21 protein-coding genes are annotated in these 22,527 nt (G+C 65.5%); 9 read left to right on the top strand and 12 right to left on the bottom strand.

Annotated features, from left to right (window positions below):
- Positions 1-16 precede the first annotated feature (16 nt).
- The 3 genes from OSH10_RS13215 to mltG all read left to right on the top strand — a co-directional run bounded on the left by OSH10_RS13215 (position 17) and on the right by mltG (position 2,949).
- A complete protein-coding gene (locus OSH10_RS13215; protein WP_104218330.1) occupies positions 17-253 on the top strand; it encodes an acyl carrier protein in 237 nt (78 codons plus the stop codon).
- 74 nt (positions 254-327) lie between these two features.
- Positions 328-1,590 carry a beta-ketoacyl-ACP synthase II gene (gene fabF, locus OSH10_RS13210; protein ID WP_266332229.1) on the top strand — a complete coding sequence of 421 codons (1,263 nt, stop codon included), beginning with the start codon at positions 328-330 and terminating at the stop codon, positions 1,588-1,590.
- 96 nt (positions 1,591-1,686) lie between these two features.
- Entirely contained in the window at positions 1,687-2,949 is a 1,263-nt protein-coding gene (mltG, locus tag OSH10_RS13205) for an endolytic transglycosylase MltG (protein ID WP_266332228.1), read from the top strand.
- A gap of 30 nt (positions 2,950-2,979) precedes the next feature.
- On the opposite strand, the gene OSH10_RS13200 is transcribed toward mltG, so the two are convergent.
- Positions 2,980-3,387 carry a GFA family protein gene (locus OSH10_RS13200; RefSeq protein ID WP_266332227.1) on the bottom strand — a complete coding sequence of 136 codons (408 nt, stop codon included), beginning with the start codon at positions 3,385-3,387 and terminating at the stop codon, positions 2,980-2,982.
- Positions 3,388-3,480: 93 nt separating this feature from the next.
- Positions 3,481-5,121 carry an FMN-binding glutamate synthase family protein gene (locus OSH10_RS13195; RefSeq protein ID WP_266332226.1) on the bottom strand — a complete coding sequence of 547 codons (1,641 nt, stop codon included), beginning with the start codon at positions 5,119-5,121 and terminating at the stop codon, positions 3,481-3,483.
- A gap of 229 nt (positions 5,122-5,350) precedes the next feature.
- Here OSH10_RS13195 and OSH10_RS13190 point away from each other — a divergent pair, with 229 nt between their 5' ends.
- From OSH10_RS13190 to OSH10_RS13180, 3 genes are all read left to right on the top strand, one after another.
- Positions 5,351-6,238 carry a YicC/YloC family endoribonuclease gene (locus tag OSH10_RS13190; protein ID WP_266332225.1) on the top strand — a complete coding sequence of 296 codons (888 nt, stop codon included), beginning with the start codon at positions 5,351-5,353 and terminating at the stop codon, positions 6,236-6,238.
- 10 nt (positions 6,239-6,248) lie between these two features.
- Complete coding sequence (gene gmk, locus OSH10_RS13185; RefSeq protein WP_266332224.1) at positions 6,249-6,893, top strand: guanylate kinase; 645 nt, start codon at positions 6,249-6,251, stop codon at positions 6,891-6,893.
- Between the two features lie 158 nt (positions 6,894-7,051).
- A complete protein-coding gene (locus OSH10_RS13180; protein ID WP_266332223.1) occupies positions 7,052-7,438 on the top strand; it encodes an MliC family protein in 387 nt (128 codons plus the stop codon).
- Positions 7,439-7,530: 92 nt separating this feature from the next.
- On the opposite strand, the gene rsmA is transcribed toward OSH10_RS13180, so the two are convergent.
- The 6 genes from rsmA to lptF form a co-directional block, all read right to left on the bottom strand.
- Positions 7,531-8,301: a 16S rRNA (adenine(1518)-N(6)/adenine(1519)-N(6))-dimethyltransferase RsmA gene (rsmA, locus tag OSH10_RS13175; RefSeq protein WP_266332382.1), complete on the bottom strand. Its 771-nt coding sequence runs from the start codon at positions 8,299-8,301 to the stop codon at positions 7,531-7,533.
- Positions 8,302-8,363: 62 nt separating this feature from the next.
- Positions 8,364-9,422, bottom strand: a complete 1,059-nt coding sequence (pdxA, locus tag OSH10_RS13170) for a 4-hydroxythreonine-4-phosphate dehydrogenase PdxA (RefSeq protein ID WP_266332222.1) — start codon at positions 9,420-9,422, stop codon at positions 8,364-8,366.
- 41 nt (positions 9,423-9,463) lie between these two features.
- Positions 9,464-10,393 (bottom strand): SurA N-terminal domain-containing protein, encoded by a 930-nt coding sequence (locus OSH10_RS13165; protein WP_266332221.1) that lies wholly within the window; start codon positions 10,391-10,393, stop codon positions 9,464-9,466.
- 127 nt (positions 10,394-10,520) lie between these two features.
- Positions 10,521-12,914, bottom strand: a complete 2,394-nt coding sequence (locus tag OSH10_RS13160; RefSeq protein ID WP_266332220.1) for an LPS-assembly protein LptD — start codon at positions 12,912-12,914, stop codon at positions 10,521-10,523.
- Between the two features lie 47 nt (positions 12,915-12,961).
- Positions 12,962-14,134 (bottom strand): LptF/LptG family permease, encoded by a 1,173-nt coding sequence (locus tag OSH10_RS13155; protein WP_266332219.1) that lies wholly within the window; start codon positions 14,132-14,134, stop codon positions 12,962-12,964.
- A gap of 3 nt (positions 14,135-14,137) precedes the next feature.
- On the bottom strand, positions 14,138-15,325 hold the full coding sequence (gene lptF / locus OSH10_RS13150; protein WP_266332218.1) for an LPS export ABC transporter permease LptF: 1,188 nt from the start codon (positions 15,323-15,325) through the stop codon (positions 14,138-14,140).
- 307 nt (positions 15,326-15,632) lie between these two features.
- Here lptF and OSH10_RS13145 point away from each other — a divergent pair, with 307 nt between their 5' ends.
- Together OSH10_RS13145 and OSH10_RS13140 are read left to right on the top strand one after the other, a co-directional pair.
- A complete protein-coding gene (locus OSH10_RS13145) occupies positions 15,633-17,141 on the top strand; it encodes a leucyl aminopeptidase (RefSeq protein ID WP_266332217.1) in 1,509 nt (502 codons plus the stop codon).
- Positions 17,142-17,208: 67 nt separating this feature from the next.
- Complete coding sequence (locus OSH10_RS13140; protein WP_266332216.1) at positions 17,209-17,658, top strand: DNA polymerase III subunit chi; 450 nt, start codon at positions 17,209-17,211, stop codon at positions 17,656-17,658.
- 75 nt (positions 17,659-17,733) lie between these two features.
- Here the strand turns inward: OSH10_RS13140 and OSH10_RS13135 are convergent, their stop codons facing one another.
- From OSH10_RS13135 to OSH10_RS13125, 3 genes are all read right to left on the bottom strand, one after another.
- Positions 17,734-19,620 carry an ATP-binding cassette domain-containing protein gene (locus tag OSH10_RS13135; protein WP_266332214.1) on the bottom strand — a complete coding sequence of 629 codons (1,887 nt, stop codon included), beginning with the start codon at positions 19,618-19,620 and terminating at the stop codon, positions 17,734-17,736.
- 68 nt (positions 19,621-19,688) lie between these two features.
- Positions 19,689-20,510, bottom strand: coding sequence for a DUF4344 domain-containing metallopeptidase (locus OSH10_RS13130; protein ID WP_266332212.1), 822 nt, complete (start codon positions 20,508-20,510; stop codon positions 19,689-19,691).
- A gap of 117 nt (positions 20,511-20,627) precedes the next feature.
- The gene (locus OSH10_RS13125) at positions 20,628-21,143 is read right to left on the bottom strand and encodes a DinB family protein (RefSeq protein WP_266332210.1); all 516 of its coding nucleotides are present in this window, start codon (positions 21,141-21,143) and stop codon (positions 20,628-20,630) included.
- Between the two features lie 175 nt (positions 21,144-21,318).
- Between OSH10_RS13125 and ndk the strand changes: the two genes are divergently transcribed.
- Positions 21,319-21,741, top strand: coding sequence for a nucleoside-diphosphate kinase (gene ndk, locus OSH10_RS13120; RefSeq protein ID WP_266332209.1), 423 nt, complete (start codon positions 21,319-21,321; stop codon positions 21,739-21,741).
- A 158-nt stretch (positions 21,742-21,899) separates the two neighbouring features.
- On the opposite strand, the gene OSH10_RS13115 is transcribed toward ndk, so the two are convergent.
- Complete coding sequence (locus tag OSH10_RS13115) at positions 21,900-22,520, bottom strand: glutathione S-transferase family protein (protein ID WP_266332208.1); 621 nt, start codon at positions 22,518-22,520, stop codon at positions 21,900-21,902.
- Positions 22,521-22,527: the final 7 nt, after the last annotated feature.

The raw sequence follows: 22,527 nt of genomic DNA, 5'->3' as shown, positions 1-22,527 counted from the left end.
ATCGAGGTTTTGAGACATGAGCGACATCGCTGATCGGGTAAAGAAGATCGTCATCGAGCATCTCGGCGTTGAAGCCGACAAGGTGACCGAGGGCGCGAGCTTCATCGACGATCTCGGCGCTGACAGCCTCGACACGGTCGAGCTGGTCATGGCGTTCGAGGAAGAATTCGGCGTGGAAATCCCCGACGATGCAGCCGAGACGATCCTGACGGTCGGCGACGCAGTAAGCTTCCTGGAGAAGAACGCCGGCTGATCGCCGATGTTCATCCAAGCTAAGCCAATGACAAGAACGGCCGGACCCGTATGGGTCCGGATCGGGGGAAGCGTATGAGACGAGTCGTTGTAACCGGGATGGGGATGGTGACGCCGCTCGGTTGCGGCGTCGACGCCAACTGGGCCAATATTCTTGCCAGCAAGAGCGGCGCCCAGAAGGTCACGAGCTTCCAGGTCGATGACCTGCCGGCTCAGATCGCATGCCTCATCCCGCATGGTGACAAGGCCGACGGCAAGTACAATCCGGACGATTGGATGGAGCCGAAGGACCAGCGCAAGGTCGATGATTTCATCGTCTACGCGATGGCCGCGGCCGACCAGGCCGTGCATGATTCGGGCTGGCTGCCGGCCGCCTATGAGGACCAGATCCGCACCGGTGTGCTGATCGGCTCCGGCATTGGCGGCATCCAGGGCATTGTCGAGGCCGGCATCACGCTGCGCGACAAGGGCCCCCGCCGCATCAGCCCCTTCTTCATTCCCGGCCGCCTGATCAACCTGGCTTCCGGCCAGGTCTCGATCCGCTACGGCTTCAAGGGTCCGAATCATTCGGTCGTGACGGCCTGCTCGACGGGATCGCACGCGATCGGCGACGCCGCGCGCCTGATCGCGCTCGACGATGCCGACGTCATGATCGCCGGCGGTACCGAGGGTTCGGTTTCGCGCATCGCCCTGGCCGGCTTCGCCGCCTGCAAGGCGCTTGCGACCAATTTCAACGACCGCCCGGAAGAAGCATCGCGCCCCTATGACCGGGACCGCGACGGCTTCGTGATGGGCGAAGGCTCCGGCATCGTCGTGCTCGAGGAGCGCGAGCATGCCATTGCCCGTGGCGCCAAGATCTATGGCGAAGTGATCGGCTACGGCATGTCCGGTGACGCCTATCACATCACCGCGCCTTCCGAGGACGGTGACGGCGCCTATCGCTGCATGCAGGCCGCGCTGAAGCGTGCGGGCCTGCAGCCTTCCGACATCGACTACGTCAATGCCCATGGTACATCGACCATGGCGGACGGCATCGAGCTGAAGGCCGTGGAGCGCGTGGTCGGCGATGCCGCCTCGAAGATCGCCATGTCGTCGACCAAGTCGGCGACGGGCCATCTGCTGGGCGCTGCCGGCGCGGTCGAGGCGATCTACTCGCTGCTGGCGATCCGCGACAATGTCGCGCCGCCGACGCTCAATCTCGACAATCCCTCCGTCGAGACGGCTATCGACCTTGTCCCCAAGGTCGCCAAGAAGAAGCAGATCGACGTGGCGCTCTCCAATTCCTTCGGGTTTGGCGGGACGAACGCGTCGCTCATCTTCCGCCGGCATGGTGAATAACGGCGCGGCTTCGCGCTTTCGCCATAATCCTCCATACAGTCGCCTCCCGGCATCCGGATCGAGTCCGGGTGTCGAGCAGGTGAGAAGTAGGGTGCGATGAACGAGACGAATCAACCGGGCGCCAAGGACAACAAGGCTGGCGATGCCGGCGAGGTCGGCTCGGCGGAATTCGGCAACCGCATCAACCCACGTAGCCCTGGCGACGCGCTCCGTCCCGAGCGCGTGCCGCCGCCGCCGGCGCGCTCCCAGCAGGCCCGCCACCCGATCGTCATCATCATGAACTTCGCCATGACGATTCTCGTCGTCGGTGTTCTGGGTGCTGTCGGCCTCTTTTTCTTCGGCAAGCTGCGCTTCGAGCAGGCCAGCCATTTCGGCCAGCCGCGGACCGTGTCGATCGAGCGCGGCAAGAGCCTGCGCGAGATCGCCGAGGAATTGCATGAACGCGGGCTGATCTCGTCGAAATGGATCTTCATCGCCGGCGTGCGCGCCTCCGGCCTGCAGGACGAGCTGAAGTCGGGTGACTATCTGATCGCGCCGCGTTCCAGCATGCGCGACATCATGAACGCCATGGTGAGCGGCAAGGCGATCCTTTATTCGGTCTCGATTCCCGAGGGGCTGACCAGCCAGCAGATCGTCGATCGTCTCAATGCCGATACCGGCCTTGTCGGCGAGATCAAGGAAGTCCCGCCGGAAGGCAGCCTTCTGCCGGATACGTATCGCTTTTCGCGCGGGGACAGCCGCCAGAACATCATCGACCGGATGCTGCGCGAGCGCGACCGGGTGATGACGGCGATCTGGACCAGCCGCGACAAGGACCTGCCGATCGAGACGCAGGCCGAGCTGGTGACGCTCGCCTCGATCGTCGAGAAGGAGACCGGCATTGCCGACGAGCGCAGCCGCGTCGCCGCCGTGTTCATCAATCGTCTGCGCAGCAACATGCGGCTGCAGTCCGATCCGACGGTGATCTATGGCATCTATGGCGGCAGTGGCCTTCCCTCCGGCACGCCGATCCGCCGCTCCGATCTCGACGCGGTGAACGACTACAACACCTACAAGATCAGCGGCCTGCCCAAGGGGCCTATCGCCAATCCGGGCAAGGCTTCGCTCGCCGCGGTTGCCAATCCGTCGCGCACCAAGGATCTCTATTTCGTTGCCGACGGCACGGGCGGCCACGCCTTCGCCGAGAGCTATGCCGAGCATCGCAAGAATGTCGCGCGCTACCGCAAGTGGCTGGCCGAGCAGAAGGCCAAGGGCGACGCCGTCCCGGTAAGCGCAGGTCCGGGCGATGCCGTCGATGACGGCGATGCGCCGGACGATGCCGCCACCGACGCGGCGCCGGTGCCCACGCCGAAGCCGTAGACGGACCGGGGTGGGCGGGGCTGCCTGCAGCTAGCCGGGCAACCCGTCGAGATGCGGGATATCCTCCAGATGCTCGTCCCAGTTGGCTCGGCTGGCGACGTTGATATGCGCGTTCGGACGGATCGGCACGACGCTGTCGAGGCTGCCGGCCGGTACGACGAGCAGCGCCCCCTCCATCTGGGCGCCGGGCAGCGCTGACCCGCAATCGGCGCAGAAGCTCCGCTGGTGTCGCGTCGCCGGGAGCCGGAAGGTCTTCACCCTGTCCTGACCGGACAGCCAGTTCAGCCGCGCCTCCGTCGAGAAAAGGTTCGCCCCGTGCGCGGAGCCGCTATCCTTCCGGCAGCGCGAGCAATGGCACAGGAAGAAGCTCTGGAAATCGCCTGAGATCTCAAAGCGTGCCGCCCCGCAAAGGCAGGAGCCGTGGTGAAGGTTCGTCATGGAAGCGCTCTCGTGCAAAGACTTCGGGCGCCCAGACTATCCAGCGCCTCGGCCGATCGGCAAGCGTGGGATCGGCCGAGGTTCGCGGAGAGATCAGCTTGCCTTGCGCAATTCTCCCGCGATCTGGAAGCCGTCCGGTGACGCCAGTGCCCAGGCCTGCCGGTAGAAGGGGTGCGGGCTGTCGTCCCTCAGCAACTCGCCTTCCGCCAGATAGGGGAAGAGCTGCGAGTAGAGTCGGATCTCGTTGGAACTGACCCGCCGCGCCACATGATGCGGCTTGAGGCTGGATGGATGCTCCAGACCGGCCGCCGCCAGCAGTTCCGCCAGCGCATGCAGCGAATTCCGGTGATAGGTCGCCACGCGCTCGGCCTTGTCCGGAACGACGAGTGCGCGCTGACGCAACGCATCCTGTGTCGCGACGCCTGTCGGGCACTTGTTGGTATGGCAGCTCTGCGACTGGATGCAGCCGACGGCGAACATGAACCCACGCGCCGCATTGACCCAGTCCGCGCCGATCGCCAGCACCGCCGCGATGTCGAACGCGGAAACGATCTTGCCGGCGACGCCGATCCGGACATGCCGACGCAATCCGGCGCCGACCAGGGTGTTGTGGACGAGGAGCAGCGCCTCGCGCATCGGGGTGCCCATATGGTCGGTGAGCTCGACGGGGGCGGCGCCCGTGCCACCCTCCGCGCCGTCGACGACGATGAAATCCGGGATGATGCCGGTCTTCAGCATCGCCTTGACGATCGCCATGAATTCCCAGGGCTGACCGATCGCGAGCTTGAAGCCGACCGGCTTGCCGCCGGAAAGCTCGCGCAGCCGGGCGATGAACGCCATCATTTCGGTCGGCGTCGCGAAGGCGGAATGCGCGGCGGGGGAAACGCACTCCATGCCAACGGGGATGCCGCGGGTTGCCGCGATCTCGGGGCTCACCTTGTTGGCAGGCAGGATGCCGCCATGCCCCGGCTTGGCGCCCTGGCTCAGCTTGAGCTCGATCATCTTGACCTGGTCGTCGGCGGCCTGCGCGGCGAACTTCTCCGCCGAGAAGCTGCCATCATCGTTACGGCAGCCGAAATAGCCGGATGCGATCTGCCAGACGAGGTCGCCACCATATCGGCGATGATATGGGCTGATCGAGCCTTCGCCGGTATCCTGCGCGAAACCGCCGAGCCTGGCGCCCCGGTTCAGCGCCATGATGGCGTGGCTCGACAGCGCGCCGAAGCTCATGGCCGATATGTTCAGGACGGATCCGGAATAGGGCTTCCCGCACTGCTCGTTGCCGATGGTGATGCGGAAGCTTTCCGGGTCTTGCAGTGGCGCGGGCCGCATCGAATGGCCCATGAACTCATACCCTTGGGCATAGGCGTCGAGCAGGGTTCCGAACGGGCGCTGATCGGCTTCGTTCTTGGCGCGCTGATAGACCAGCGAGCGCTCTGCCCGCGAGAAGGGGAGTTTGTCGGAGTCGGATTCGAACAGATATTGCCGCAACTCCGGCCGCACCGATTCGACCAGGAAGCGCATGTGGCCAATGACCGGATAATTGCGCGTGATCGCGTGGCGGGTCTGGATGAGGTCGTAGACGCCGAGCACGCTCAACGCCGCGAAGATCATCGTGAGCAGGAAGTTGAGCGTGGCGTCCATCGGAATCAGCGGCAGGACCACCGCGGCCAGCACACAGATTGCGAAGGCGCTGTAACGGGCGATAAGCGACAGTTTCAGTATGGATTGCATGCGTGTTCCCCAGCAGAATGGTTCGGCCGGATGGTGGAGATCGCGCCCAGCGGCCAAGTCTGGCTCAGACCATAGACCATAAGGGCCTTGGTCCGTGTGTCGGTATGCAGGATATCCTGGGCTGCGCCCTTGAGCGCTCCTGGCGCGCGCATTACTGTCGCCGCTCCAAACCGGGGGCCTGACCGGCAATCCTTCATGGCCGAAGACCATTCATAGCCGGGGAATTCCGATGGCATTGACGAGCATGACCGGCTTCGCGCGCGCTGCCGGCGCGGGACATGGCTATCGCTGGACGTGGGAACTGCGCAGCGTCAATGGCAAGGGGCTCGACATCCGCCTGCGGCTGCCGCCGAGCTTCGATCATCTCGACCAGCCGGCCCGTGAGCGCATCGGCAAGCTGCTGCAGCGCGGCAATCTTCAGGTCGGGCTCAGCCTGCAGCGCGAGACGACGGCCCAGGCCCTGCGCGTCAACGAGGAACTGCTGCGCCAGGTTCTGGATCTTGTCCGTCGCGTCGGCACCGAGATCGACGCCGCCCCGCCGACTCTGGACGGCCTCCTGTCGATCCGGGGCATTCTCGAAACCGTCGATGCCGAGGACGATCCCGCCATCGCCGAGGCGCTTGCCGCCGACCTGCTCGCGGATCTCGATACGGCGCTTGCCGAACTCGTCACGGCCCGCAATCGCGAGGGCGCGGCGATTGGCGCCGTCCTCAACGCGCGGATGGACGAGATCGAACGCCTGACGGCGGCGGCCGAAGCGTCGCCGGCGCGCACCGTCGAGGCGATCCGGAAAAAGCTCGCCGATCAGGTCGCGGCGCTGCTCGACGCATCGCCGGCGCTCGATCCCGATCGGCTGCACCAGGAGGCGGCGCTGCTGGCGACCCGCGCCGACATCCGCGAGGAACTCGACCGCCTGACCGCTCATGTCGCCGCGGCCCGGGCGCTGCTTGCCGAGGGCGGAGCGGTCGGCCGCAAGCTCGATTTCCTCGCCCAGGAATTCAATCGCGAAACCAATACGCTCTGCGCCAAGGCGAATGATCGCTCCCTGACGGCCCTCGGTCTCGACCTGAAGGCCGCCGTCGATCAGCTGCGCGAGCAGGTCCAGAACCTCGAATAGGAAGTCCCTGATGTCGGTTGCCGGAAATTCCCCCTCGCGGCGTGGCTTGATGCTGGTCCTGTCCTCGCCATCCGGCGCGGGGAAGTCGACCATTGCCCGCCACCTGATGGCGGAGGACAAGGATATCGTTCTCTCCGTGTCGGTGACGACGCGCGCGCGCCGGCCGAGCGAGATCGACGGCGTGCACTATCACTTCATCGACCAGCCCACCTTCAACAAGCTGCGTGACACGGGCGAACTGCTGGAATGGGCCGAGGTTCATGGCAATTGCTACGGCACGCCGCGAGCTCCGGTCGAGGCCTGGCTGACCTCCGGCAAGGACGTGCTGTTCGACATCGACTGGCAGGGCGCCGACCAGGTCGCCAGGGCGATGCCGGAAGATCTCGTCCGCATCTTCGTGCTGCCGCCGACCATGGCGGAACTGGCGTCGCGCCTGGTCCGTCGCGCCGAGGATGCCCCCGATGTCATCGCCAAGCGCCTGGCGAACGCCAGGGCCGAGATCCAGCATTGGCGCGACTACGACTATGTCCTGATCAACAAGGACCTCCAGACCTCGCTGGAGAAGGCGCAGGCCATCCTGTATGCCGAGCGCATGCGCCGCGCCCGCACGACCTGGCTGGAAGGGTTTGTGGCGGATCTGCTCGAGCAGAAGTAGGGGCGGCCGCAGCCCACGCCGGTCACGATCGTGGGAGCCGTCCGTCCCGGCCATTGTCGCCGCTCGCCGGAGGGGAAGGGCGCTGCCGGTGCCGCGCCATTTGCCTTTGACCGGGAGCGCTGCGACACTTGACGGCCCATGACAATCTGGAGCCGACTATGAATCCTCTACGCCCGTGCCTCGCTCTTGCCCTTGCCTTCGCTGCCGGGACGCTCGCGACCCACGCGCATGCGGCCGACCTGATGCCCGCCGATGCAGCGACCGCCGAGCCCGTTGCCGCCGAGGCCGCTGCCAGCGTGCCGGCAAAGACCTTCGCCTATCGGTGCGTGGACGGAACCACGGTGACCGCCCGCTTCAGCCCGCCGGACCAGGCCGATGGTTTCGTCGACCTCACGCTCGCCGACGGCAAGGCCGTGACCCTGCCGCAGGCGGTCTCCGCGGATGGCGGCCGCTACACGAAGGACGACATCGAGTTCTGGATCAAGGGCAATGGCGCGACGCTGACCATCGCCGGCAAGGCCACGACCTGCGAGACCAAGGACTAGGCGGCAAGCGGGGTTCGGCCCGCCGGTCGGAACGCGCTCCCGCGACAGGTCGGCGCCGCTCTTGCGCCGGGGCAGGAGCGGTCTCCGGCGGATCAGGGCAGTGCGTTGGCGAGGCGGACGAAGCCGGCGACGTCGATCTCCTCGGCTCGGGCCGTTTCCACGATGCCGGCGGCGGCCAGCAGCGGCAGCGGATCCGTGCCGAGGCTCTTCAGGCTCTGGCGCAGCATCTTGCGGCGCTGGCCGAAGGCGGCGGCCGTGACGCGCTCCAGCTTTGCCCGGCTGCATTCGAGCGGCGTCGCGCGGGGGACGATCTCGACCACCGACGACACCACCTTGGGCGGCGGCGTGAAGGCCTTGGGTGAAATGTCGAACAGGATGCGCGCCTCGCTGCGCCAGCCGCAGATCACGCTGAGGCGGCCATAGGCGTCGTCTTCCGGCGTGGCGACGATGCGTTCCGCGACCTCGCGCTGGAACATCAGCGTCATCTTCTCGTAGAAGGGCGGCCACGGCTCGCTCTGTAGCCAGCCGAGCAGCAGCGGCGTGCCGATATTGTAGGGCAGGTTGGCGGCGATCCGCACGCGGCCGGTCGCCAGCTTCGACATGTCGACCTGCATCGCGTCGCCTTCGATCACCTCGAGGCGGCCGGGATAATGCGCGGCGATTTCGGCGAGCGCATCGAGGCAGCGGCGGTCGCGCTCGATGGCGATGACCTTCTCGGCGCCTTCCGCCAGCAGGGCGCGCGTCAGCCCGCCGGGGCCCGGGCCGACTTCGATCACCGTCACGCCGGTGAGCGGGCCTGCGGCGCGTGCGATGCGGCCGGTCAGGTTCAGGTCGAGCAGAAAATTCTGGCCGAGCTGCTTCATGGCCTGCAGGCCATGCGTGGCGATCACGTCGCGAAGGGGAGGGAGGCCGTCCTGCGCCAGCGTCACGAAGCGACGCCCTCGACGTGCTCGTGCTGGCGGTATTCGGCCTCGTGGCGGGCCAGTTCGTCGGCCAGGCGCAGGGCAGCCGCGAGGCTCGAAATGTCGGCCTTTCCGGTGCCGGCGATATCGAACGCCGTGCCGTGGTCCGGCGAGGTGCGCACGAAGGGCAGGCCCAGCGTGACGTTCACGGTCTCGGCGAACGCAATGGTCTTGGTCGGGATCAGCGCTTGATCATGATACATGCACAGAGCCACGTCATAGCGGGCGCGCGCGTCGGCATGGAACATGGTGTCGGGCGCGAGCGGACCGATGGCATTGATGCCCTCGGCGCGAAGCGCCGCCACGGCCGGGCGGATCACCGCATCGTCCTCTGTGCCCATCACGCCGCCTTCGCCGGCATGCGGGTTGAGGCCGGCAACGGCGATGCAGGGCGTCGGAATGCCGAAGCGACGGCGCATGTCGTGGTCGATGGTCCGGCCGGTGCGGATCAGCATTTCCTCGGTGATCATGCCCGGCACGACCGAGATCGGCACATGGATCGTGGCCGGCACGGCGCGCAGGCCGGGCCCGGCCAGCATCATCACCGGATGGGCCGGCGACCCGCTCCAGGCCGCCGACAGCATGCCCAGGAACTCGGTGTGCCCGGGATGCTGGAAGCCCGCGTCAAACAGGGCCTTCTTGTTGATCGGATTGGTGACGAGCGCGGAGGCAGCGCCGGCGCGAACATCGCCGACGGCGCGTGCGATCGCCTCGATCACGCCGCGCGCGGCGCTGCGCTCGGGAACGCCGGGGGCGGCGACAGCCGGCGATTCCAGCGCCACCACCGGCAGGACGCGGTCGAAGGCGTCGACGGCCTCGGCGGCTGTCATGGTCTCGATCGGAATATCGAGGCCCATCAGCGCGGCACGAACCCGCAGTGCCTCGGGGTCTGCCAGCACGTAGAAAGGCGGCAGGCGACGCTCGCGTCGTTCCCGCCAGACGGCCAGGGTCACGTCGGGACCGATGCCGGCCGGTTCTCCCATGGTGAGGGCAAGCGGCAGGAACGAGGCGGAATCAACCATGTCGTCTCACTTGAAGAGCGCGGCAGACGCGCAGGACTCGACTATTTGTAGTTGATCTTGGCGTCCTTGCGGAGCTCGGCGACAAAATCCTTGCCGACATTCTTGCTCTGCTCTGCCGTAAGCTTTTCCTCGATCTCGGCGCGCACGCCGGCCGAGCTGCGGATATCCTTGGCTTCACAGACGGCGATCACCTCGACGCCGCGCTCCGTGACGTCCGGCTTCAGCGTGCCGCCGACGGGAGCCGACTTGAGCGCATCGCCGGCTGGGCCCTGGATCTGCGTGGTGTCGCGGCGGCCCATGTTGAGCACGACGACGCCCTTCAACGCCTTGGCCTGGGCCAGGCTGTTGTCACAGCCGCTGAAACGCTTGCGGAAGGCCTCGGCCTCGCGCTGGCGCTGGCCGACATAGCCCGGCGACGAGCCCTTGGGCACGACGAAGACGATCTGCTGCAGCTTGAATTCGCGGATCGTCGCCGTCTCGGTCTGGATGCCTTCCTTCTCGATCTGCGCCTGCACGTCCGCTTCGCTGACCTTGATGCTGCGCGCCTTGGCCTTCACCACCATGGCGCCGGTCATCTGCGCGCGCAGGAACTTGCGCAGGGTTTCGGCCTGGACGCCCTGCGAGGCAAGCGCCTTGGCGAACTGCGCCGGTGGCAGCTTGACCTGCTTGGCGATGCCGTTGAAGCGCTCCTCGACCATCGAATCCGGCACGCTCATGCCGCGTCGCTTCGCGACCTGATCCAGCAGCACCTCGTCGATCATCTCGTTGAGCACGGCCTTGTCGCCGCTCGGCTGACGGAAAAGCTTCATCAGCTTGATGCGCTGGCCAACGTCATAGGAGGTGATCGGCTGGTCGTTGACGGTGGCCCGCACGGCCGATTGCGCCGAAGCCGTGCTCGGCAGGCTGATCGAGCCCAGGCCCAAGGCAATGGCGAGAGCCGGCAGAAGAAGGAGGTTCATTCGATTACGCATGGCCAATATCCGAATCCTGTCAGCTGCGGCGTGCCGCCGGCGTGCTGGCGTGCCGACTCGCCCTGCCGCCACGGGAGGCGTTCATTTCGACTGGATAGACCCTGCAAATCCGGCGAAACCATGAAGATCAGTTGCTGGTGTTGTTGCTCGTCAGGGATCCGACGTCGCTATGCAGCTTCGTGCCGCCGAGAGTCCGCAGTTCCAGGCGTACCATCAGCTGCTTGGAAGTCTGCAGGTCGGTGTAGTCCTGACGGATCTCGCTATAGGCGATTGAGAAGGTCGTGCACTCGTCGTCATAGGCGATGCCGATGCCGCTGGAGGCCATCTGGTCCCCCTCGATGTCCCAGGCGACCGAGCCGAACACGCGCCAGGTGTCGGTCATCTGCCAGGATGCCTTGCCGCTGATCGTATCGGTCCGGGAATCGTTGCCGATCGCGGGCTGCTCGCGCAGGAAGAGGTAGGAAGCGGATGCCGTGAGGTCGCCGAACTTGCCGGTTGCCGTCAGCTCCGCGCGGTTGACGTCGAGGTTCTCGTTGTCGAAGCGGCCGCGCGCGGTCAGGAAGTAGCCATAGCCGGTATCGAGCGTGACGCCGGCGACGAAGTCGGAGACATCCGTCTCGAGGCCGGAGACGGCGCCGGTCGCGGTCAGATCCTGCACCGCGAACGGGTTTTCGCCCGCGACCTGGTAGGACTGGCCGACGACGCCCTGAATGGTGGCGAGTTGGCCGATGCTGGCGAGATAGCGGAAGCCGACATTGACGCGGGTGCCGCCTTCGATGCGGTCATAGCCGGAGAACTTGTCCCAGTCGAACAGGCTGGAATCGTCGAACACCAGGCTCTGCGCGTCTTCGTTCGGCAACTTGCCTGCCATCGGCTCGTTCGGACGCACGATCATCTGGGCGACCGGCTCGAACAGGAAGCTCGACGACAATCCGGCCGCCATGATCGGCCAGCGCCATTCCACGCCCACCGCAGGCATGCCGCGGAAATAGCTTCCGTCGTCATTCAGGCCGGCGATGATCTGGTCCTGGTTGAGATAGTAGCCGTCGCCGCGCAGATAGCCGAACGGCTTGAAGATCATGCCCAGCGGGCCGACCATGCTGCGCTGCCACGTCACCTGGGAGCTAAGGCGGTTGTAGTTGCCCGAAAGGCCCAGAATGTGCGCGTCGTCGTTGAGCACGCCGTTCGTCACGCCCTCGGCCACGGTGATGCCGTTGCCGTTGTTGTTGACGATGTCCGTCTCGTCGCGCGACAGGCTGGTCAGGTTCGACTTGATCGACAGCTGGCCGCCAAGAACCGAATTATCGAACAGATAGCTGTGGTCGATCACCGGGTGAACGATCGCTTGCCGGCCCTGGTCGTACTTGATGTCCTCGTCGTTCGTCAGAACCTGGAAATACAGCAGGCGCGCATCGAAATAATTGCGCTCGCTGATGCCGGTCAGGTGGACGTTCGAGACGTTGATGTCGGTGTTGGTCGACAGCAGGCTGTAGTCGCGGCTGAACGTGCGGTCGCTGAGCAGCGTCGCATCCCAGCCCACGGTCCAGTAGCGGTTGAGATAGAACTCACCCTCGGTCTTCACGCCGCCGCGGAAGTCCTTGACGCCGGAATTGCGGGTTCCCTCGTCGTAGAAATCGTCGGGGTTGAGCTGGTTGATGCCGGCCATGCGCAGCGAGTACTGGCCGTATTCCACCCGGTGCCGCCATTCGACATCCGCCAGGAAGCCCTGGTTGGTGTAGACGGCCGGGGCCAGCGTCAGGTCGTAGTTCGGCGCCAGCGCCCAGAAATAGGGCGTCTGGATGAAGGCGCCGAGCGTCTTCTTGTAGCCCGCCGAGGGGAACAGGAAGCCGCTCTTGCGCTTGATCGTCGGATCGGGCGCCGAAAAGGCCGGGAAATAGGCAATCGGCATGCCAAGGAATTCAAGCGAGGCGCGCTTGAAATAGACCATGTGCTCGTTGTGATCGACGATGATCCGGGCGGCCTTCACCTGCCAGATCGGCGCCTTTTCCGGGCGTTCGCGGCAGGGTTCGCAGGCGGTGTAGACGCCGCGATAGAAGGTCGTGGTCTTGCCCTGGTCGCGCAGCGCCTTTTCGGCGGCGAAATGCGTCTGCGTCGGCGTATCGAGCCGGAGCGCATTGACGAAGCCGGTGGCGAAATCGTCGGTGATGTCGATCGTTTCGGCGGTGATGACCGCGCCGGTCCTGTCGACGATCTTCACGCGCCCTTCGGCGCGCATCTTCTTGTTCTTCTGGTCGTAGGTGACGCGGTCGGCTTCCAGCGTATAGCCGTCATAGTAGATCTTGACCTTGCCGACGGCCGCGACGGCGGCCTTGTCGTAGTCATAGACCAGCTGGTCGGACTCGAGCACCATCTGCGCGTCCTTGGAAGGACGCGGCAGGTTGTCGGCGCCGAAGCCGAGCGTTCCGGGGCTGGATTGGGCGTAAGCGCTGTCGACCGGCGCCGTCAGCGTGAGGCCGAGGCCAAGCGTTGCCGCGACGAGCAGGGCACCCAGGCCACGCACAGCGCGAGATACCGCGCCGCGCCTCTGGAGAGGAACGGAAACGACCATCATCCGTCCTCCCGATGCAGAAGCACTGTGACACTCAACAAGGTGGCGACGATGGCTGGAGTCCAAGCGGCAATCATCGGTGACACGACGCCGCTCCTCCCCAATCCCCTCGCCAATTCCGTGACAACATAAAGCACGAAGCCCACAGCGACACCAGTCAAAATCACTTGCCCCAGATCTCTGGAACGGGAGAACCGGAGCGACACCGTAGCGGCCACGAACACCATGGCGAGGAAGAGAAGCGGCTGGGCCAGCAGCGACTGGAACTGCATTTCGTACGCATCACTCGGGACTGCAGATTTCTTTGAGATTTCAATGAGTTCCGGCAAGGACCAGAACGAGACTGTCTCAGGGTCCGCCAGCCTTTGGCTGACCTGATCCGCGCTGAGATCGGTAGGCAGGCGCACTTCGGGCTGCGGCGCGGGACGGCTGCCTGGGCGCGTCACGGTGGCGTTGCGGAACACCCAGTCGCCGTCCTCGAAATCAGCTGTGGATGCATCGATTCGATGGTCGAGCGAGCCGTCCGACTTGAACACGAAGGCCGAGGCATCGACGAGCGAAAGGCCGCGATCCAGGCTCTGCTTGGCGCCGATGATCGACGAGCCCTCGCGTCCCGTCTGCCGCATCCAGATCGTCCAGTCGGACGATGATTCGGGCGACGAGCCGACATCCTGGGGAATGGTCGGGGCGGGAGAGGGGGCGGTGGCTGCGGGCGGGGCCGACTTCGCCTCCAGCTTCATCCGGTTCTGCGCCAGCTCGTTGGCGAGGAGGATCGAACGTTGCTTCAACTCGGTCGACACCGGGTTGAAGATCGTCGTCGCGAACACGCCGATCATCACCGCGACCAGCCCGGCCGGCAGCAGGAACTGCCAGGCCGAGACGCCCGAGGCGCGGGCGACGACCAGTTCGAGTTGCCGATTGGCCATCACGAAGGCGGCGATCGCGGCGAACAGGATGGTGAAGGGCAGGGCCCTTTCGATGACGTTCGGCACGCGGGCCAGCGACACCATCAGATAGAGGAACGCATCGAACCCTTCGCGGCGCGCGGCGCGGCGGGCGAGTTCGAGATAGTCGATGAACGCCATCAGGACGAAGACGACGATGAAGATGATCAAAGCCGTCTTGGCGAAGCGCTTGGCGAAATAGAGACTGAGCGTCGGACTGCGGAACATGGCTTAGGTCCGGCCCCCTGCCGATGGGCGTGGACCAATCCTGAACCGATTGGCGATTCGTTGCACGAACTCCGTCACCATCGAGGCGATGCTGTCGGAGGCGGAGAAGCGGAACGAGCTGTAGACCGCGATCAGCGACAGGAGGATGAACCCGAGCGGCAGCGCGTAAAGCGCCGGAATCAGGCGCGAATCGTTGGCCGCGAGGCTGGCCAGGATCAGGCCCCCGATGCGCACGCCGGTGGCGATGGCGATCGTGCCGAGAACCACGAGGCTGCGGCCTTGCCGCGTTGTCTGCGCCTGGCCAAGCGCGGCGACGGGAAGGATGGCGAAGAAGAGCGCGTAGAGCGGCGCCGAAAGGCGGTCATGCAGTTCGGACAGGAAGGCGCCGGGGCGCTTCTGGTATTCCGGGTCGTTCGGGTTCGGCGACAGCAGATAGAGCGTGCTGCGTTCGGAGGCCGTGTAGTCGGGCAGGCTGGTGCGGCTGCCGAAGGTCGACAGATCGAAGGCGTAGGATTCGAATTCGATGATCGACATCGAATTGTTGGTCTCGGACTTCTGCTGGATCGTGCCGTTCTGCATGATCAGGAAGGTGCCGAGCGGGTTCTTGAGCACGGCGCCGCGATTGGCGATGTAGACCGAGGTCTGGTCGGGCTGGCGGCCGTCCTGGATGAAAATGCCTTCCAGCGTGCCGTCCGGCTTGCGGTCCTTCACATGGAAGACCAGCCGGTTGCCCAGTTCCATGAACTGGCCTTCGCGCACGAAGCTGGTGATCAGGTCGGCATTGATGCCGGTGAGCAGGCCGCGGAACGCCTGCAGCGACAGCGGCACCAGATAAAGCGACATCGAGCCGACGATGATCGCGGTGATCAGCCCCATCGACAGCGCCGGCTTCAGCAGCCTCGTCTGCGACGCGCCGCTGGCGTTGATCACGACGAGCTCGGAATCGGCGTTGAGCTGGTTGAAGGTGTAGATCGCGCCGATCAGCAGGGCGACGGGACACACGATCAGGAGAAGGCCCGGGAAGATCAGGCTCGACACGCGGAAGAAGGTGACGAAGTTCTGGCCCTTGCTGGTGATCAGGTCGAGTTCGCGCAGGGCCTGGCTCAGCCAGACGGTGCCCGACAAGCCGCAAAGGCTCAGCAGGAACGCCGCGAACATTCGTTTGAAGATGTAGCGCTCGATGAGCTTCATCTTGGTGTCGTCAATCCTCGTACCCTGAACGCCAAGCGATGACAGCCCCGCCGCGGCTGCGCGATATCCCGATCTATCTCCTCATCGATCCGACGCCGAACCCGCTCATGGGTGAACCAATTGGGTGAATCAAACGCGAATGAACGCTCTTAATGAAGTGTAAACGTCTAGCGGGAACCCGCGCCACTTGCCAGAGACGCGGCCGGTGGACAGATTGATCATCCTCCGGGTGTGGCTTTACCCACGCACCCCCTGTCCCAGACAGCGCCGTCCGGCGCCTGCCGTCTTTGCCCTGCGAGACCGAAAAATGAGCCAGAACCCTGCGATTTCCTTCCACAAGTCCGTCTCGGCCGAGAGCGGAACTCTGGTCGTCCTGACCGACGAGACGCTGAATTTCGGCGCGGAAACGACTGGATTGGGAATCGCCGAACTGTTTCGAAAGGCCGCAGGGACGGCGGACTACAAGGCGAAGGCGCTCGCGACCCTCGACCTGCTCGCGCCGGCGGGCCTTCAGTTCGACCGGCTGATCGTCGTCGGCCTCGGCAAGGCGGAAGAACTTGTGGAGGGCGACTGGTCGCGCCTCGGCGGCGCGATCCAGGGCGCGCTGCGCAAGGGCGAGCAGGCAACCCTGCTGGCCGAGCGGCCGGACGGGAAGCCGATCTCCGGAGAGCAACTGGCCGATATCGGCATGGGCGCGGTGCTGCGCGCCTATTCCTTCGACCGCTACAAGAGCGGCAAGGCAGGGAAGGACGGCGAAAACGGCAAGACATCCAAGGGGCATGTGAAGCTGGATATCGTCGGTAGCGAGGCGAGCAAGGCCAAGAAGGCATGGGTTGCGCGTTCGGCCATCGCGGAAGGCGCCCTTCTGGCGCGCGAACTGGTCAACGAGCCGGCCAATGTGCTGGGACCGGTCGAGTTCGCGGAAAAGGCGGCAGCGCTCGAGGCGCTGGGCGTCACCATCGAGATCCTGACCGAAAAGCAGATGAAGAAGCTCGGCATGCGGGCGCTGCTCGGCGTCGCGCAGGGCTCGGTGCGTCCGCCGCGTCTGGTCGCCATGCACTGGAACGGCAGCAAATCCAAGGACAAGCCGATCGCCTTCGTCGGCAAGGGCGTCGTCTTCGACACCGGCGGCATCTCGATCAAGCCGGCCGGCGGCATGGAAGACATGAAGGGCGATATGGGTGGTGCCGCCGCCGTGGTCGGCGCGATGCATGCGCTGGCCTCGCGCAAGGCCAAGGCGAATGTCGTCGGCATCATCGGACTGGTTGAAAACATGCCGGACGGCAATGCGCAGCGCCCCGGCGACATCGTCGAGGCAGCGTCCGGCGTGACGATCGAGATCATCAACACGGACGCCGAAGGCCGGCTCGTGCTTGCCGACGCGCTCTGGTACGCGCAGAAGACCTATGAGCCGAAGGTCGTCATCGACCTGGCGACGCTGACCGGTGCCGTTCTCGTCGCGCTGGGCAGCGACCATGCGGGCCTGTTCGCCAATGACGATGCGCTTGCCGCCGCCCTGTCCAGGGCAGGCGACGTGACGGGGGAGAAAGTCTGGCGCCTGCCGCTGGGCGACGCCTATGACAAGCTGATCGAATCGAAGTTCGCCGACATCAAGAATACGGGCGGCCGCCATGCCGGCTCGATCACGGCGGCGCAGTTCATCCAGCGCTTTGTCGACGATGGCGTCGCCTGGGCCCATCTCGACATTGCCGGAACGGCCATGGGCTCGCCGCAGAGCGAGATCAACCGCTCCTGGGCTTCGGGCTGGGGCGTGCGCCTTCTCGACCGCTTCGTCGCCGACAATTACGAAGGCTGATCTGCTAGAAGGTCGGCGCCGGCCGCTCCGAGCGCCTCGGAGCGGCCGGCCTTTTTGAGAAGGCACGATGACCGAAGTCCTGTTCTACCATCTGCAGCAGCAGCCGCTCGAAACGCTCCTGCCGGGACTGCTGGAGAAATCTCTGGAGCGCGGCTGGCGCGTCGTCGTCGAGGCGGGTTCGGTCGAACGCTGCGAAGCGCTGGATGCACTGCTGTGGACCTATGGCGAGGACAGTTTCCTGCCGCATGGCCTCTGGCGCGATCCGGACGCCGCGCAGCATCCGGTTTTGATCACGCCGGAACCCGGCAACCCGAACGGCGCCAATGTCCGCTTTCTCGTCGCCGGTGCTTCGGCGGGCGACCTTTCGGGCTATGTCCGCGTCGTGCTGATGTTCGACGGCAACGACCCCGACGCTCTCGACGCGGCGCGCGTATCCTGGAAACGCGTCAAGGCCGAGGGCCATGACGCGACCTACTGGCAGCAATCCGAGCAGGGCCGCTGGCAGAAGAAGGCGTGATCGCCTTGGGGACGCGGGTCTCTTGGCTTTTGCGCTGGGGGCTCTTACCGCTCGGTGAGGAGCAGTGAAGAAAGCTCAGACCGCCTCGACCGCCGCTTCATATTCCGCCGACATTTCCAGCCAGCTCTCTTCCCGCTCGCCAAGCGCCTTGACCGCGTCGGCGCGCTGCTTGGCCAGCGCCGTCGCCTTGGCGGGGTCCTTCGAATAGAGGTTCACGTCGGCCAGCGCGGTGTCGAGCTTCTGAATCTCTTTCTGAAGCTTCTCCATCAAGGATTCGGTTTCCTTGATCTTTTTCCGCAGCGGCGCGAGCTCGGAACGCTTGGCGGCCGACTCGCGGCGGCGATCCTGGGCCGTGTTCTTCGAGGCTTCGCTATCGCTCTTGCCGGACGAGGTGTCCGGCCCCTTCACGATCAGCTTGCGATAATCGTCCATGTCGCCGTCGAAGTTCGACACCGTGCCGTCGGCGACCAGCAGCAGCCGGTCGACGGACGCCTCGATGAGATGGCGGTCATGGCTGATCAGGATCACGGCGCCGGGATAGTCGTTCAGGGCCTGGACGAGCGCCTCGCGGCTGTCGATGTCGAGATGGTTGGTCGGCTCGTCGAGGATCAGCAGGTTGGCGCCGCGGAAAGTCGCGATTCCGAGCAGCAGCCGCGCCCGCTCGCCGCCGGAAAGCTCGCGCGCCGGCGTATCCATCTTGGCGGTCGGGAAGCCCATCGATCCGACCCGCGAGCGCACCTGCGCCTCGGTCGCGTCCGGCATCAGCATGCGGATGTGCTGCACGGCGGTTTCGGCCGGGCGCAGATCGTCGAGCTGGTGCTGGGCGAAGAAGGCGATGTCGAGCTTCTCCGCCCGCCGCATCGCGCCCGTGAGGTTGGGCAGGCGGCCGGCGAGCAGCTTGGCGAAGGTCGACTTGCCGTTGCCATTGGCGCCCAGCAGGCCGATGCGATCCTCGACGTCGATGCGCAGGTCCAGCTTGCGCAGGATCGGCTTGCCTTCCTCGTAACCGACCGAGGCGTTGTCGAGCGCGATGATCGGCGGGGCAAGGATCTTGGCGGGCGGCGGGAAATGGAACGGCGTCACGTCGCTGTCGACGATGCCGGCGATGGGCTGCATCCGCTCCAGCGCCTTCATGCGCGATTGCGCCTGGCGCGCCTTCGAGGCCTTGGCCTTGAAGCGGTCGACGAAGGCCTGCAGATGCTTGCGCTGGTCGTCCTGCTTCTTCTTCAGCTTCAACTGCAGCGCCTGCTTCTCGCGGCGCTGGCGGTCGAAGCTGTCATAGCCGCCGCGATAGATCGTCAGCTTGCCCTGGTCGAGATGGACGATCATGTCGACGGCGCGGTTCAGCAGGTCGCGATCATGGCTGATCAGGAAGACCGTGTGCGGATAGCGCGCGACATAGTTCTCCAGCCACATCGTGCCTTCGAGATCGAGATAGTTGGTCGGCTCGTCGAGCAGCAGCAGGTCGGGTTCGGCGAACAGCACGGCGGCGAGCGCCACGCGCATCCGCCAGCCGCCCGAAAAGGCCGAGCAGGGGCGAAGCTGGGCTTCCGCGTCGAAGCCGAGGCCGGACAGGATGGTGCCGGCACGCGCTTCGGCGGCATGCGCGCCGATATCGGAAAGGCGGATCTGGATCTCGGCGATACGGTGCGGGTCGCTCGCATGCTCGGCCTCGGCCAGCAGCGCCGCGCGCTCGGTATCGGCGGCCAGCACGAAGTCGATCAGCGATTGCTCGGTGCCCGGCGCTTCCTGCGCCACCTGGCCGATGCGGACGCCGCGCGGCAGGCCGATCGAGCCGCTCTCCGGAGCGATCTCGCCGGTGACCAGCTTGAACAGGGTCGTCTTGCCGGTGCCGTTGCGGCCGACGAAGCCGGCCTTGACCCCGTCGGGCAGGGCAATGGTCGCCCCCTCGAGGAGCGTACGGCCGGCGATGCGATAGGTGACTTCATTGACGTGCAGCATGGCCGGCTATGTGCCGTGCCTAGCCGCCGGAAGCAAGCGCGGCGCGCGAAGATGTCGCCGGCAAAGGCTCAGCGGCCCTGTATGTCTCGCACGATCAGCTCGGCATGGTAGCTCGACAGCTCGTAGCAGAGCACGATCTCGTTGCGGGCGGCATCATAGCCGGAGGTGACGGCGCCGCAGCTCTTGGCCCGCAGCGTCGGCGGCTTCGCCAGGGAGAAGTCGTTGGAGAGGCGGGTCGCGACTTCCTCGAGAACCTTGTTGTCGTGCAGGATCGTCAGTTCCGCGACTTCGTTGCCGGTCGGCGGCTCGTAGACCACCGGAACGATCGAAAGCGGCGCCCCGGGCTCGCGCTGCACCGGCTTCAGCGCATTGGTCCAAAGCGCACGCTTCTGCTGGTAGGAGGCCGAACAATTGGCGCGCGTCGCCGGCGTCAGGGCCGCCGCCTCGGCGATGTCAGCGAAATCCTTGGCGTTCGAGCCGACCATGTTGCAGACGATCGCATTGGCGCGATCGGCATCGACGGAATGCCGGTCGGGCAAGCCGATCGCATCCGCGCCGGCCGAGGCGGTGAGGTGATTGGAGAGCATCCAGCTGTCGACCGCGTCGACCAGGGTCTGGTCGCCGGCGCCGGTCCGGGGCTCCAGCAGCGTCATCACGGCGAAGTCGTCCGCCGTCTGTTCGCCGTTCCCGGCCTCGAGGCCGAGGCGCTCCATCATCATGTGGCCGGCCTGATGGTAGAGCGCGAAGACCGCGTTGCCGACTACGAAATCCACGACTTCCGCCATCTCGGAATCGGACAGCCCCTGTGGCGGCTCGGCGTCCACTTTCGGCGTCGCAGCCTGCGCGGCGGAAATGGAGAGGGCGAACGCAAGAAGCAGAGGCCGGAACATGGAGACTCGCAGGAACAGAAACAAACGCCCTGAAAACGTGCGCCTCCACCCCGGCTGAATCAAGCGACCGCCGTCACACACTTCCGATATATTTGCGCGAGTGGTTGTGCCTGCCGTTCAGCGCATCCCCCGGCCCGACTGGCGCTGGAACTGGATCAGGTCGAGGCTCGGGCAAGCATCCCGTCCGGCGATCCGGGTCAGGATCGCCGTCGCCTGGCCGCGATGATGGGTCTGGTGGTTGAACAGATGGGCGAGGGCGGGGCCGAGCGGCTGGGTGATCTCGACCGGGTTGGTGATCGGACGATAGGTGAACGTGCCCGCGATCGCGGTTTCGTCCAGGCTGTCGACATAGGCGATCAGCCGGGCGTCCTCGCTTGCCCGCAATGCCGACAGTTCACCGAGATCGTCGGTCAGCACCTCGTTGAGCGCGGCATGGACGGGGCCATCGCCGGAAAAGCGCAGCATCCAGATCCGGTCGGTGACGAGGAGATGGTTGAGCGTGCCGTTGAGCGAGCCGAAAAAGGCGCCGTGATCGGCGAGATAGTCCTCACGCGGCAGCGTGCGCGCCGCGTCATACAGGCGTTCGTTGGCCCAGCGATTGTAAGCGGCGAACATCTCGAAATGCGGCTTCATGATCTCGTCCCTCTCCCCGTCGTGAAAACGTCGCGTCTATCAGGTCAGTATGGCTGACATTTTTGCGTCGCGACAGCGGTGTCGATCCCGTCGCCGCCCTTGCCCGGTCCCTGCGGCAAGGCTATACAGCGCCACCCAATTATCCCGTTTCAAACGATATGACAGGACTGAAGACATGGCGATCGAACGCACCTTCTCGATGATCAAGCCCGACGCGACCCAGCGCAACCTGACCGGCAAGATCACCGCCAAGCTGGAAGAAGCCGGCCTGCGCGTCGTCGCTTCCAAGCGCGTCTGGATGTCCCGCCAGCAGGCCGAGGGCTTCTACGCCGTCCACAAGGATCGCCCCTTCTTCGGCGAACTGGTCGAGACGATGACCGCTGGCCCGACCGTCGTTCAGGTCCTGGAAGGCGAAGGCGCCATCCTGAAGAACCGCGAAGTCATGGGCGCGACCAACCCGGCCAATGCCGACGCCGGCACGATCCGCAAGGAATTCGCCCTGTCGATCGGCGAGAACTCGGTTCACGGTTCGGACGCTCCCGAGACCGCTGCCCAGGAAATCGCCTACTGGTTCTCGGGCATCGAGCTCGTCGGCTAATTCGCCAGACCTTTTGAAGTTTGGAAATGGCCGGGCTTGTCCCGGCCATTTTTGTATTCGGGCGGCGCCCCAAGCTCGCCGTCATCCCCGCGCGAGCGGGAGCCCATGCAGCCGGGATTTGACCGCTCGAAACGCGTTGGTTTCAGGCCGGCGTCTCCTCAGCTCAGGCCGATCATCACCGCCTTGCGAAACGCCTCGCGCTCGGTGAGGCGCGAATACCAGGCGGCGAGATGCGGCAGGTCCGGCCGCTCGATCGGCATCTCGAACCAGGCATAGGCGAAGCATCCGAGCGGAATGTCGCCCATTCCGAACGCCGCGCCGCTGAACCAGGGCTGCGTCGAAAGCGCCCGGTCGGCGATGGCGAAGACCGACGCGCATTTTTCCCGGCCGGAATGGATCGCCGTCATGTCGCGCTTGTCCGGCGGCGTGCGGATCAGGCCCCAGAACACGTCGCGGAACGGGGCGGCGAGGCTGGAAGTGGCGAAGTCCATCCAGCGATCGGCCCCGGCGCGCTCGGTCGGCGACTCGGGCGCCAGCGTGCCGGACGCGTAGCGGCTCGCCAGATAGCGCACGATGGCGTTCGATTCCCACAGCACGAAATCGCCGTCACGGATCGTCGGCACCAGGCCCGTCGGGTTCATGGCGCGATAGGCCGGATCGCCGGTCCCGCCAAAGCTGCCTCCGGCCGGGATCCACTCATAGGGGAGGCCGATCTCCTCGGCGCACCAGAGCACTTTCTTGACGTTCGTCGAATTGTTGCGGCCCCAGATCGTCAGCATCAGGCAT

The sequence above is a fragment of the Kaistia defluvii genome, from assembly GCF_026343955.1.
Lineage (GTDB): Bacteria > Pseudomonadota > Alphaproteobacteria > Rhizobiales > Kaistiaceae > Kaistia > Kaistia defluvii.
This window is presented reverse-complemented; position numbering and strand designations above follow the sequence as displayed.

Coding starts and splice junctions, on each gene's coding strand:
- OSH10_RS13215 (WP_104218330.1), top strand. CDS start 17: ATGAGCGACATCGCTGATCGGGTAAAGAAGATCGTCATCGAGCATCTC.
- OSH10_RS13195 (WP_266332226.1), bottom strand. CDS start 5,121: ATGCAATCCATACTGAAACTGTCGCTTATCGCCCGTTACAGCGCCTTC.
- rsmA (WP_266332382.1), bottom strand. CDS start 8,301: ATGAAGCAGCTCGGCCAGAATTTTCTGCTCGACCTGAACCTGACCGGC.
- lptF (WP_266332218.1), bottom strand. CDS start 15,325: ATGAAGCTCATCGAGCGCTACATCTTCAAACGAATGTTCGCGGCGTTC.
- OSH10_RS13140 (WP_266332216.1), top strand. CDS start 17,209: ATGACCGAAGTCCTGTTCTACCATCTGCAGCAGCAGCCGCTCGAAACG.
- OSH10_RS13145 (WP_266332217.1), top strand. CDS start 15,633: ATGAGCCAGAACCCTGCGATTTCCTTCCACAAGTCCGTCTCGGCCGAG.
- pdxA (WP_266332222.1), bottom strand. CDS start 9,422: ATGGTTGATTCCGCCTCGTTCCTGCCGCTTGCCCTCACCATGGGAGAA.
- OSH10_RS13130 (WP_266332212.1), bottom strand. CDS start 20,510: ATGTTCCGGCCTCTGCTTCTTGCGTTCGCCCTCTCCATTTCCGCCGCG.
- gmk (WP_266332224.1), top strand. CDS start 6,249: ATGTCGGTTGCCGGAAATTCCCCCTCGCGGCGTGGCTTGATGCTGGTC.
- OSH10_RS13200 (WP_266332227.1), bottom strand. CDS start 3,387: ATGACGAACCTTCACCACGGCTCCTGCCTTTGCGGGGCGGCACGCTTT.
- OSH10_RS13180 (WP_266332223.1), top strand. CDS start 7,052: ATGAATCCTCTACGCCCGTGCCTCGCTCTTGCCCTTGCCTTCGCTGCC.
- OSH10_RS13165 (WP_266332221.1), bottom strand. CDS start 10,393: ATGCGTAATCGAATGAACCTCCTTCTTCTGCCGGCTCTCGCCATTGCC.
- OSH10_RS13155 (WP_266332219.1), bottom strand. CDS start 14,134: ATGTTCCGCAGTCCGACGCTCAGTCTCTATTTCGCCAAGCGCTTCGCC.
- OSH10_RS13135 (WP_266332214.1), bottom strand. CDS start 19,620: ATGCTGCACGTCAATGAAGTCACCTATCGCATCGCCGGCCGTACGCTC.
- mltG (WP_266332228.1), top strand. CDS start 1,687: ATGAACGAGACGAATCAACCGGGCGCCAAGGACAACAAGGCTGGCGAT.
- OSH10_RS13125 (WP_266332210.1), bottom strand. CDS start 21,143: ATGAAGCCGCATTTCGAGATGTTCGCCGCTTACAATCGCTGGGCCAAC.
- OSH10_RS13190 (WP_266332225.1), top strand. CDS start 5,351: ATGGCATTGACGAGCATGACCGGCTTCGCGCGCGCTGCCGGCGCGGGA.
- ndk (WP_266332209.1), top strand. CDS start 21,319: ATGGCGATCGAACGCACCTTCTCGATGATCAAGCCCGACGCGACCCAG.
- fabF (WP_266332229.1), top strand. CDS start 328: ATGAGACGAGTCGTTGTAACCGGGATGGGGATGGTGACGCCGCTCGGT.
- OSH10_RS13115 (WP_266332208.1), bottom strand. CDS start 22,520: ATGCTGACGATCTGGGGCCGCAACAATTCGACGAACGTCAAGAAAGTG.